Source organism: Acinetobacter bouvetii (assembly GCF_902753875.1).
In the GTDB taxonomy this organism is placed as follows: domain Bacteria; phylum Pseudomonadota; class Gammaproteobacteria; order Pseudomonadales; family Moraxellaceae; genus Acinetobacter; species Acinetobacter bouvetii_A.
On the sequence record NZ_CADDTS010000048.1, the window covers coordinates 158269 to 169190 of the forward strand.

At 39.5% G+C, this 10922-nt stretch carries 12 protein-coding genes; 5 read left to right on the forward strand and 7 right to left on the reverse strand.

Annotated features, from left to right (window positions below; translation table 11 throughout):
- Positions 1–27 precede the first annotated feature (27 nt).
- Positions 28–324 (reverse strand): hypothetical protein, encoded by a 297-nt coding sequence (locus FB6_RS14360; protein WP_004281865.1) that lies wholly within the window; start codon positions 322–324, stop codon positions 28–30.
- Positions 325–472: 148 nt separating this feature from the next.
- Between FB6_RS14360 and FB6_RS14365 the strand changes: the two genes are divergently transcribed.
- Together FB6_RS14365 and FB6_RS14370 are read left to right on the forward strand one after the other, a co-directional pair.
- Complete coding sequence (locus FB6_RS14365) at positions 473–1153, forward strand: heavy metal response regulator transcription factor (RefSeq protein WP_004668313.1); 681 nt, start codon at positions 473–475, stop codon at positions 1151–1153.
- Positions 1146–2546 carry a heavy metal sensor histidine kinase gene (locus tag FB6_RS14370; RefSeq protein ID WP_004281867.1) on the forward strand — a complete coding sequence of 467 codons (1401 nt, stop codon included), beginning with the start codon at positions 1146–1148 and terminating at the stop codon, positions 2544–2546. Before FB6_RS14365 ends, FB6_RS14370 begins: the two co-directional genes overlap by 8 nt.
- A gap of 38 nt (positions 2547–2584) precedes the next feature.
- On the opposite strand, the gene FB6_RS14375 is transcribed toward FB6_RS14370, so the two are convergent.
- The 6 genes from FB6_RS14375 to FB6_RS14400 form a co-directional block, all read right to left on the reverse strand.
- Positions 2585–3868, reverse strand: a complete 1284-nt coding sequence (locus FB6_RS14375) for an MgtC/SapB family protein (RefSeq protein ID WP_174560621.1) — start codon at positions 3866–3868, stop codon at positions 2585–2587.
- Positions 3865–6240: a heavy metal translocating P-type ATPase gene (locus FB6_RS14380; protein WP_086194809.1), complete on the reverse strand. Its 2376-nt coding sequence runs from the start codon at positions 6238–6240 to the stop codon at positions 3865–3867. Before FB6_RS14380 ends, FB6_RS14375 begins: the two co-directional genes overlap by 4 nt.
- An 11-nt stretch (positions 6241–6251) precedes the next feature.
- Entirely contained in the window at positions 6252–6902 is a 651-nt protein-coding gene (locus tag FB6_RS14385) for a methyltransferase family protein (RefSeq protein WP_131271498.1), read from the reverse strand.
- Between the two features lie 20 nt (positions 6903–6922).
- A complete protein-coding gene (locus FB6_RS14390) occupies positions 6923–7171 on the reverse strand; it encodes a DUF2933 domain-containing protein (RefSeq protein ID WP_004695740.1) in 249 nt (82 codons plus the stop codon).
- A 26-nt stretch (positions 7172–7197) separates the two neighbouring features.
- Positions 7198–7629 carry a hypothetical protein gene (locus tag FB6_RS14395; RefSeq protein ID WP_174560622.1) on the reverse strand — a complete coding sequence of 144 codons (432 nt, stop codon included), beginning with the start codon at positions 7627–7629 and terminating at the stop codon, positions 7198–7200.
- Between the two features lie 603 nt (positions 7630–8232).
- Positions 8233–8475, reverse strand: a complete 243-nt coding sequence (locus FB6_RS14400) for a DUF2789 family protein (RefSeq protein WP_004281876.1) — start codon at positions 8473–8475, stop codon at positions 8233–8235.
- Between the two features lie 351 nt (positions 8476–8826).
- Here FB6_RS14400 and FB6_RS14405 point away from each other — a divergent pair, with 351 nt between their 5' ends.
- From FB6_RS14405 to FB6_RS14415, 3 genes are all read left to right on the forward strand, one after another.
- Positions 8827–9207: a copper resistance CopC family protein gene (locus FB6_RS14405; protein WP_004681441.1), complete on the forward strand. Its 381-nt coding sequence runs from the start codon at positions 8827–8829 to the stop codon at positions 9205–9207.
- A 64-nt stretch (positions 9208–9271) separates the two neighbouring features.
- Positions 9272–10153 (forward strand): copper resistance D family protein, encoded by an 882-nt coding sequence (locus FB6_RS14410; RefSeq protein ID WP_004733231.1) that lies wholly within the window; start codon positions 9272–9274, stop codon positions 10151–10153.
- A gap of 469 nt (positions 10154–10622) precedes the next feature.
- Positions 10623–10817, forward strand: a complete 195-nt coding sequence (locus tag FB6_RS14415) for a heavy-metal-associated domain-containing protein (RefSeq protein WP_004281879.1) — start codon at positions 10623–10625, stop codon at positions 10815–10817.
- Positions 10818–10922 lie beyond the last annotated feature (105 nt).

Below are 10922 nucleotides of genomic sequence, written 5' to 3' on the forward strand. Positions count from 1 at the left end.
AATACTTCTTTCTCGCTATTTATAAAATTATTTATTGCTACTAGGCATATTCATCTTTGAATGATCCATTTTAGAATGGTCCATATTCATCATAGAATGATCCATTTTTGACATGTCAGATGAGTTAGGAGACTGATGTTGACTATGATCTTGCTGAGTCTTGTCATCTTTTTCCATTTTACAAGGTTTTGTACAAGGTTCCTGTGCTTTTACCGTTTTAGTGGCACTTGAGGTTGATACATCTTTTGCCCAAGATTGAGTACCAGCAATTAAAGTTCCAGCACACATTAAAATTGTTAGACTACGACGCACTACAGTTTTCATAAGTTTCTCTAAAAGTTAATTTCTTGCTACTACAATAAAGTGAAGCACTGAACATCTAAGTGACTTGAAAATGACATTTTTGTAATCTATCTCGATCAGATGTTTTATAACGTTATTATAGTTTTAATGAATGACTTAGGATTCGGAAATGAGAATACTATTAGTTGAAGATGAACAAAAAACTGGTGATTATCTCAAGCAAGGTTTATCCGAAGCTGGCTATATTACGGACTGGGTTACAGATGGGTTAACGGGTAAACATCAAGCTCTTTCTGAAGAGTATGACTTAATTATTTTAGACGTGATGTTACCTGGACTAAATGGTTGGAATATTATCAATGATATTCGTAGCAGCGGTAAAACAATGCCCATTCTGTTTTTAACAGCCAGAGATCAGATAGAAGATCGAGTAAAAGGTCTAGAGTTAGGCGCTGATGATTATTTAATAAAGCCTTTTGCTTTTGCAGAGCTTCTTGCTCGAATCAAAACTCTCCTTAGACGAGGGCAGCAAAGAGAAGATAGTAATATTATTAAGATTGCTGATTTAGAACTTGATTTGAGAAAACGTCGGGTAACACGAGCAGGTCAACGCATTGATCTGACGGCTAAAGAATTTGCGCTTATGGAGCTTTTTATGCGTAGAAGAGGTGAAATTCTACCAAGAGCACTTATTGCATCTCAAATTTGGGATATGAACTTTGATAGTGATACGAATGTCGTTGAAGTCGCTATTAAACGATTAAGAAGTAAAGTTGACAGTAACTTTACTCCCAAATTAATTCAGAATATTCGAGGAATGGGGTATGTACTAGAGGTAGAGGATGAATAATAATTTATTCAGAGCGATCAGTTTCCGGATCGGTATCATTTTCTCATTATCTACTATTTTCATTCTAATTATTATGGGTTTGTTCATAAATAAATTAGTAATGCATCATTTTGAAACTCAAGACCGTACCCAATTAGAAGGTAAAATCCAGCTTATTCAGAATCTTCTCCAACAGCATCCTAAAAATTCTCCAGAACTTAATCTTTATTTAAGAGATGCGTTAGTTGGACACCATGATCTTATGGTCCAAATAGAACGACCGACAGGTAAAGTTTTATTTAGTTCAGCATCCTCAATCATTAATACTCAAAATTTAATCAAGTCAGCAAATAATTCATGGATTAAATGGCAAGTTCAAAATAAGACCTATCGTGGCATGATCTACACTACAGGTATAAATAGAAATTCTGAAATACAATCTGTACGAATTATTGTTGGGATCGATACATCAGAACATCTACATTTTCTAAAAGATTTTAAGCGTCAACTTTTGTATATTGGTTTGGCTGGTACAATTTGTTTAATGTTTTTAGGTTGGTTTGCAACCTGGAGAGGTTTAAGACCAGTGCAAAAAATGGCTAAGGTCGCAGAAGGAATTTCTGCTCAACATCTTTCAGAACGTTTAGAAGTTGAGCATACACCAACCGAACTAAAATCATTGGCAATCGCCTTCAATGCTATGCTGGACAGACTAGAGTCAGCTTTAGAAAAACTTTCCGATTTTTCATCTGATTTAGCACATGAAATTAGAACACCGATTAATAATTTAATGACCCAAACTCAAGTATGTCTCGCCCGTAACCGAGATATTGGTACTTATCAAGAAATACTATTTTCTAATTTAGAAGAATTTGAACGTTTGGCTCGAATGGTGTCCGATATGCTTTTCTTGGCAAAAGCAGAACATGGCTTAAATTTACAGAACTTACAGAATATTGACCTCATTAAAGAAGTTACCGCTTTATTTGATTTCTATGACGCTCTAGCTGCCGAAAAAAATATGACACTTCAACAAACAGGATCTGGCAATGTAAAAGGTGATCCTGCTATGTTACGTCGCGCACTCAGCAACCTATTGTCTAATGCAGTTAAATATGGAAACAAGAATTCTACAATACAGATAAAACTTCAACAGAATTTAGATAACACAATATTTTCAATTGAAAATGAAGGCCCTGAACTCTCTCCTGAACAACTATCCAGATTATTTGATCGTTTTTATCGAACAGATGCGTCTAGACAAAGAACAGAAGAAGGAACCGGCTTAGGGCTTGCCATAACAAAATCTATTCTTGATATGCTTGGGGCGACCATCCAGGCTGAATCCCTCAATGGTCGAATCATTTTTACCATTGTTTTTCAAAGTGAATCCATGCAAGGGGAATCATTTTAACTCATTTTTTGAACATCTTCCATTTACCCGAGTTGACCTTACATAAAGCTCAAACTGAGAGCCAGAGCTACGCCAGCACCTATCATGGCAATTGTGTAGCCAAATATGATAGCTCGGCCAAACTGTGCCCCCCCTGTCATCCATGCAATTGTCGCTTTGCTTAACATGTTGCTCAGTGTGGCCAGCCCTAGCGCGACAGCAGCCACATTTGTTGTTAAGCCTTCAGTACTATGCAGGCGGGCAAGTGAGACTAAAATAGCATCTACGTCTGCTAGCCCAGAAATAGTCGATAATACGAAGATGCCGCTGGTGCCCAACCATTGTTTTGCTGCCGGGACCAAGACTGCCATGACAGCCAGGAAAGCAGCGAAGCTGAATGCTGTCCCAAGATCAAAAGGAGCCATTGCTTCTATTGTTCGATCGTTGTTTTCAGCGCTGGTAATTTGGCGTTGTCTCCACAATGCCATACCCAGCAGAAGGATTCCCGCAATCATCATTGCACCACCAAAAGTGCTTAGCAATGCTGGCTCAATGACGCCTATCAGCACAACCATACGAAAAAACATGATGCCACAGGCAGCCAATGTTCCAGAAATAGCAGCACTGACCATGACGGGGTGCTGGCGTGTATAGCGTGCCAGTGCGACAGTTGCAGCTGTAGAAGATGCCAAACCACCCAATAGACCTGTCCAGAATATGCCTCTTTCTGAACCGGTAAGCCGCATGGCAAAATGACCTGCCAGAGAGAGTCCGGCAATCAGGATCACTGCCCACCATAACTGGTAAGGATTTAATGCAGCAAAAGGTCCCAGACCCGTATTGGGTAAGTAGGGTAATATAACGACAGAAAGTACCAGCAACTGCAGGGATGCGGTTAATTCACGATGCTCTATCAAGCGTAGCCAACCGTGTAAGGTTGGCTTGAGATCCAAAAATACAGCGACGATTACAGCCGCGGTTAATGCTAAAGTAACATTACCATGGGATGCATATGCACCTAAAACTAATGTCAACAGCATCGCGATCGTCGTGGTAGCGCTTAGATTACCGGAAAGTTTTGCGGTACGCGCGTAGGACACTGTTAATAATAAGGAAAGCCCTAATACGGCCGCGACCAGCGGCCAAGGCCCGAAGTTTGGTTGTAAATGACCGAGCACTCCTCCGAGCAATCCTGTCAATGTGAAGGTACGTAGGCCTGCTACTCGGCTGCCCTCGGGCAATTCACGATCGTGCCATCCTCGTTCTAAACCAATGAGCAGGCCGATGGCAAGTGCTGCAATAAGACCTGGTACATCTGGTGGAAGAAAAGAACTCTCCATCATAACTTTTTATTTCGCAAGCGAAGGGCATTCGTGATGACTGAAGCTGAACTAAAACTCATCGCCAAGGCCGCAATCATGGGTGACAATAACCAACCGGTAAATGGATAGAGTACGCCAGCTGCGATTGGGATACCCAAGGCATTGTAAAGGAAAGCAAACATGAGGTTCTGTTTCATGTTGCCAACAGTAGCTTCCGAAAGGGAACGGGCAACCGCGATACCGCGTAAATCCCCCTTGACCAGCGTAACTTGAGCACTATTCATTGCGACATCAGTTCCGGTCCCCATAGCGATACCGACATCAGCCTTGGCTAGTGCTGGTGCATCATTGATTCCATCGCCGGCCATTGCCACGATGCGACCTTCCTTCTGCAATTTGCTGACCAGTTCTAGTTTATCTGCGGGTTTAACTTCACCATGTACCTCATCAATACCCAGACGTGCTGCGACTGAACGGGCAGTGGTGAGACCATCTCCTGTTGCCATCACGATACGTAGTCCAGCTTCCTTCAGGGTGGCAAGTGCTTCAGGGGTACTTTTTTTGATGGGATCGGATACTGCAAGCAGGCCGGCCAATTCACCATTGATGGCTAGATGCATCACACTTGCACCTTCTGAACGCAGCTCTTCGGCTTGCGGAATCAGAGATTGTACCGAGATACCTAATTGCTCCATCAGTGCTGTGTTGCCCAAAGCTAACTGACGATCGCCCACTTGACCTCGAACACCAATCCCTGAGCCTGATTCAAAATTATCTGGTGTTTCAAGAGACAGGCCACGTTCGTGTGCTGCATTTACAATCGCTTCGGCTAGCGGGTGTTCACTGCCTTGATCAAGACTGGCGGCTAAACGTAATACTTCAGATTCATCGAAACCTGATGCGGCAACCACACGATCGAATACAGGGCGTCCTTCGGTCAACGTACCTGTTTTATCGATGATTAGTGTGTCAATCTTGCGCAGATTCTCAATGGCTGCTGCATCGCGGAACAACACACCATGAGTAGCACCTTGACCCGTTGCAACCATGATAGACATTGGAGTTGCCAAGCCTAGTGCACAAGGACAGGCAATAATGAGTACTGCCACAGCATTGATTAATGCATAAACCCAGCTCGACTCTTCTGGGCCGAACAATCCCCATCCAAAGAAGGTAAGCAAGGCAATGGTCACTACAGCCATGACGAACCAACCTGCTACCTGATCAGCCATACGTTGCATTGGTGCTCTCGAGCGTTGAGCTTGTGCCACCATCTGTACGATCTGGGACAACATGGTACTTGAACCAATTTTCTCTGAACGCATGATCAATGAACCATTGGTATTCAGGGTAGCGCCAATGACTTTATCGCCGACACGTTTAGTGATTGGTAAAGGTTCGCCTGTCAGCATTGATTCATCTACTGAACTACTTCCTTCAGTGACTACACCATCCACAGGAACTTTTTCACCTGGGCGGATGCGAAGTAAATCTCCTACATGGACATGAGTCAGAGGAACGTCTTCCTCAGTTCCATCGGACAGAATTCGGCGAGCTGTTTTAGGAGCAAGTCCGAGTAGTGACTTAATTGCAGCAGAAGTTTGCGAACGTGCTTTTAATTCTAGTATTTGTCCCAGTAGGGTCAACGAAATAATGACCGCTGAAGCTTCAAAGTAAACAGCGACACGGCCCATGGAAATAAATGAGTCTGGAAAGATTTGTGGCGCTACAGTTGCAACCACACTGTAAATAAAAGCAGCCCCTGTACCTAGACCGATCAGGGTCCACATGTTCGGGCTGCGATTCACGACCGATTGCCAACCACGGGAAAAAAATGGCCAACCTGCCCAGAGTACGATCGGCAGTGACAACACTAATTCAATCCAGCTCTGAACCGCCATGTCGAACAGGTTCAGTTGATGGCCAAACATCGCCAAAAAAGTCACGACTATGGTCAGTGGCAGTGTACACCAGAAGCGTCGACGGAAATCACGTAACTCAGGATTCTCATCTTCCTCTAACTCGGGAATGAGTGGCTCCAGTGTCATTCCACATTTAGGACAGTTTCCAGGATGATCTTGTTTAATTTCTGGATGCATTGGGCACGTATAGATGGTCGTGCCTGTTGTGCTTGTCTCATTAACGGATTGAGTAGTCTGATGATGCTGTGTATGTGCATCGGCAGTCGTCGTTGCGGGTTTAGCGATATATTGCACCGGGCTGCTATGAAACTTTGATTGACATTTATCACTGCAAAAAAAGTAAGTTTTCCCCTTAAATTCCTCATGGTATTTCGATTCTTCAGTGACGGTCATACCACAGACTGGGTCTTTCAGTACGTCTGTTGTAGCCTGTGCCATATGGTCCTGGTTATGATTTTTTTGATCTGACATAAATAATTCTCTTATGGTAAAGTGGTTTTATGGCCGAATTTTGGAATAAATCTCGGAGTCTGTTGAGCATAGCTGTCATAGACAGCGCCAAACTGTTTACTCATTTCAGCCTCTTCCTTAATTGCCAAGCGGCTGTACATTAAGAGTAGGATTGGAAACATAATCAGTGTCAGTAAAGTTGGCCATTGCAATAAAAAACCCAGCAAGATCATCACAAAAGCCACGTATTGTGGGTGACGTATACGTGCATAAGGGCCTGTGATCGCTAAAGAATGCTGACGTTGCGCGTTGTACAGCACGTGCCATGACGTTGATAACAGGTAAAATCCATAGCCCAAGAAAACGTAACTGGCGATATGCAAAATGCCAAAATGTGGATCACCTTTTTCACCTAATAGCGTTGACCACAAGTGACCTGCATTATGAGAAAGTAAGTCAAGTTGAGGGAAGCGAGTTTGAAGCCAACCAGATAACAGGTAAATGGTTAAAGGAAAACCATACATTTCGACAAATAGAGCAATGATAAAAGCCGAAAAGGCCCCAAATGTACGCCAATCGCGCGCAGTGGAAGGTCTAAAAAAACTGAAAGCGAACATGATAAAAACTGTTGAGTTAATGATAACCAGCGTCCATAAACCATAAGCCGATTCCGCATGATTCATGATGGATCTCCTGATAAGAGCTATTTTTTGTTATCAGATATATCGGATTTTTTTTGCTGCGAGTGGTTATGCCCATGACCACCATGCATAAAAATATGCATCAGTGGACACGCTAAAAGGAATAAATAAGGCAAAGCACCGATAACGTGGGCTAAATGTTCCGTTAATAGAAAATAAGCTGCGATACCACCCAGCACGATTAGACCAATGGCATAACGTGTAGACCAGAAGTTAGGTACTGAATTATTTTCTTGGTGTTGGTGATTCATGGTGCTTTCCCCTAATTCATGGGTAACTATTTAGTTGCTGACGGAGGCATACAGTCCATCATCATCTGCATCATGGATTGCATCATGTCCATACGTTTTTCCATCATCTGCTGACGGTCAGCCATATTTGCATTCATGCTTTGGCTGCCCATCTGTTTCATCATACTCATACCTCCTTGCATGAGTTTCATGTGCTCAGCCATAAGTTTCTGACGTTCTTGTGGGGTTTTTGCAACCATCATCTTCTCATGCATGGCTTGCATCGCCTTCATGTGTTGATCCATTGCAGCCATTTTATCTGTAGCAGTGGTGCTGGTAACTGTTTGCTTAATTGTTACTGCAGATGGTGCTGTTTTTTCAGGGTGGTGATCTTTGTGTTCATCGGATTGCTGTGCAAATGTATTCAATGACGCGGCTGCGATACATAAGCCCAAAAAAATGTTTTTGAATTTCATCATAATTTTTTCCTTTAAATAATTTGGAAGTAAAAGCTATGTTTTAGTACTGAACAGAGACTAGGAATTTGACTACTAAACTGATGAAATTTTTGGTTATTCTCTGTCTCTCTTAAAAATTTTAGCACTATTAATTAATTATTTTTAAAAATGACAAAAATGTAATTTTGAGATCTTCTCGAAATATATAGTCTATGCTGAGATGACAAAAATTTTATTTAATATTAATCTTTTAAAACTATTAAAGTTGTTATGATTTTATGTGCTTAAAAAAATAAAAATGAAATGATTAGATGACTCCAAGGCTAGTTAGAGACACATTCTTAATGTAATTTACACTGTTATTCCTTTAAAGAAAAAATACAGTTGATCAAAATAGTTTTTTATAGAAAAAAGGGTGGATAATTTAATTATTAAACTTATTGGTATATTTATTAGATAGAAGGTAAAGAAGATTATTTTTAATATTAGGGTTTATAATCCAAATTTCAGAGTAAGGAATCTACTACTTATATAATAGAGATTCCATCTCCAAAACAGTACTACTGTATGAATGAGTTGTATTCAATGCAGGGAAGAATGTAGATCCTTAATACTAACGGAAAATTATTTTACTGAATTTTCATGTAAAGACTCATTTAATTGATCAATCACTGTCGTCCATTCACCATCAGAGTGTAGTTTTTCTTCTAAAAAATGACGTTGAGCATCAGTCCAAAAAATTGCTTGTGTTAAAAAAACATCTCCAGCTAGCTGATGGCTCTCTATGAATTTTGCAATTGCTTCTTCAGTAGAAGCTAAACCAAGCTGTTCAAATAATTTGGTCATTCTTGGACGTGTTTGAGTCATGTGCTTAGCCCACAAATTTATATTAGATCAAATTAAACATAACATGTTTATATTTAAACTAAAATATAAAAAATTAAATAGCTACTATTTTCTTAGACAAAATGATTACTACATTTCATAAATCAACCACCTACATAATTTGTTTGTTAAATGATCATTATTTTTCAATAAGATTATTTTAATAGTTAAAGATTTTAAATTTTAAAAATGACAAAAATGTAATTTTGAAGTCATCGCTCTGTTTCTGTCTCTCACTAATAATTGAAATATAAGAGGAGATGATGTGGTCTCATTAAATATAGATTTTATAAAGTCATCTCTAATGAACTAACGAATCAAGAGGAAACGTAAATGAAATTATTTCAAAATAAAATGACTGCTCTACGTAATGTTGTAGTAGCTGCAACGATGATTGTGGCTACTACAACTACGTTCGCTCATGTGAGTTTAGTGAGTGCGATTCCTGCGGAAAATGCATCTATCCTTAGTCAACCAAAGAACTTGACCCTTAACTTTGGTGCAGAGGTTATGTTGATGAATATTAAGTTACTGGATGCTCAGCGAAGAGATGTTCCTTTAAAATATAAAGTTACTCATGACTTAAAGAAATCCTTTGATGTCGCTCTTCCGAAACTGAAAAAAGGTAAATATACCGTTGTCTGGACAACAATGGGGAAAGATGGTCACAACATGAATGGTGAATATAGTTTCACTATCAAATCAACTAAATAAGAATTGATTACCTTTCAACATGTCAGTGAGGTGCTGGCATGTTGTTCTAGAATGGACAAAAATAATGATTTCTGAATATTGGATGTGGGCCACTTGGTTAACTAAGGTTATTTTATATTTAAGTGTAGCTTTTGTCGTTGGTGGAGCCTTTTGCTATTTTTTACTTAGACAATATCTTGAACTAAAAGAATCGATTCTTAAATATATTACAATTGGCGCTGGATTAGGCCTAATTTCCAGTACCTTGGGATTTTTTATTCTGATTGGTAGTTTTGCCAATACTGGTATTACAGGTATGGTGGACCCCACGTATATTAATATATTGGTTAATACTCCGACGGGGTATATATACGTTCTTCGTTCTATTAGTTTTGCTCTTTTACTTCTTCTCATGGTGGTTAAACTTAACAGGAACAAAGGTCATTTTTCTATAATTGAAAGTTCAATATTTTGTATTTTACTTATCCCGATTATTTTTAGTTTTTCCCAGCTCGGACATGTCGCTAATTTAACCTTACTTGCTCAAATTTTATTATCAATCCATATTCTAGTTATGTCGTTATGGATGGGGTCTTTATATCCGTTATGGAAAACCAGCCGGGAAATAAGTGGTTTACCTTTAAAAGATCGCATGCATGTATTTGGACGTATTGCTGCTTTCATTGTTGGGATATTAATCGCCTGTGGCGCTAGTGTAGCTCTTCTTTTAATTAAAGATTTTAATACCTTAATCAATACTGCATATGGCTATGGTTTCATGGTTAAAATGTTTTTTGTTATAAGTATTCTACTTTTAGCTGCCTTCAACAAATGGTATTTCACCCCGCGTCTTCAACATCCTAAATTCGCTAAACACCTTAGTCATGCCATTTTATTTGAGATGTTATTAGGTCTATCAATTCTATTAACAACAGGCTATATAACCACTGTCGTGGGTATTGAATAAGAGAATTTCAAAATAAGGGAATTGAGGAAATTTAACATTACTGCATTTATCTTTTGTAGCTGAGCAATAAAGTTTCTACTGGACTGTCAACTTACGACAATCAGAACAGTAAAATCGCATCATGAGGCATTATACATAAAGGTAGTCACCGGTTTTTAGCTTATCTTCAACCCATAACGGTCTCATCTATTCAGTTCACTACCATTGATTGAAATAACTAATCTTATAAATTTCAGAGTGATCGTAGATGACAAAAATGTCATTTTAAAGTCACATTAATGTTGGTTAAGTACTTTTACTGTAGTCATTAGAACACTCTTCTTTGGAATACTCTGAAGAAAACTGTAAGGTTGTAAACAGACCAAGTTACAGCGAGTAACTGATTCAGAAAAAGGCTGGTTGTATGGTGAAAGTTTAGAGTTACTGTTCTAATGTTTTAAACAAATATTTTGTTAAAAAGGAGCAACATATGAAATTTCACATCGCTAATATGACTTGTGGTGGTTGTGCACGCGGCATTACTACCGCAATTAAAGAGCTCGACTCGAATGCCTCACTCGATATTGATTTACAAAACCGTATTGTTGAAATCAACACAACGGTGAGTCAGGATCAAGTCATTGCCACTCTCAGTGAGCGTGGATTTACAGCTGATCCTGCTTAATCTCTGTTAGAGTAACAGTGGGAATTCCTTACCACTTTTACTCTCTCTTATTTTCCTCATCGTACAGATAAAACCTGTACTTGCTTGAAATAAAAGTAATCCCTG

Excerpts from the sequence above, each read along its gene's own strand:
- FB6_RS14360 (WP_004281865.1), bottom strand. The coding sequence starts at position 324 with ATGAAAACTGTAGTGCGTCGTAGTCTAACAATTTTAATGTGTGCTGGA.
- FB6_RS14365 (WP_004668313.1), top strand. The coding sequence starts at position 473 with ATGAGAATACTATTAGTTGAAGATGAACAAAAAACTGGTGATTATCTC.
- FB6_RS14370 (WP_004281867.1), top strand. The coding sequence starts at position 1,146 with ATGAATAATAATTTATTCAGAGCGATCAGTTTCCGGATCGGTATCATT.
- FB6_RS14375 (WP_174560621.1), bottom strand. The coding sequence starts at position 3,868 with ATGATGGAGAGTTCTTTTCTTCCACCAGATGTACCAGGTCTTATTGCA.
- FB6_RS14380 (WP_086194809.1), bottom strand. The coding sequence starts at position 6,240 with ATGTCAGATCAAAAAAATCATAACCAGGACCATATGGCACAGGCTACA.
- FB6_RS14385 (WP_131271498.1), bottom strand. The coding sequence starts at position 6,902 with ATGAATCATGCGGAATCGGCTTATGGTTTATGGACGCTGGTTATCATT.
- FB6_RS14390 (WP_004695740.1), bottom strand. The coding sequence starts at position 7,171 with ATGAATCACCAACACCAAGAAAATAATTCAGTACCTAACTTCTGGTCT.
- FB6_RS14395 (WP_174560622.1), bottom strand. The coding sequence starts at position 7,629 with ATGATGAAATTCAAAAACATTTTTTTGGGCTTATGTATCGCAGCCGCG.
- FB6_RS14400 (WP_004281876.1), bottom strand. The coding sequence starts at position 8,475 with ATGACTCAAACACGTCCAAGAATGACCAAATTATTTGAACAGCTTGGT.
- FB6_RS14405 (WP_004681441.1), top strand. The coding sequence starts at position 8,827 with ATGAAATTATTTCAAAATAAAATGACTGCTCTACGTAATGTTGTAGTA.
- FB6_RS14410 (WP_004733231.1), top strand. The coding sequence starts at position 9,272 with ATGATTTCTGAATATTGGATGTGGGCCACTTGGTTAACTAAGGTTATT.
- FB6_RS14415 (WP_004281879.1), top strand. The coding sequence starts at position 10,623 with ATGAAATTTCACATCGCTAATATGACTTGTGGTGGTTGTGCACGCGGC.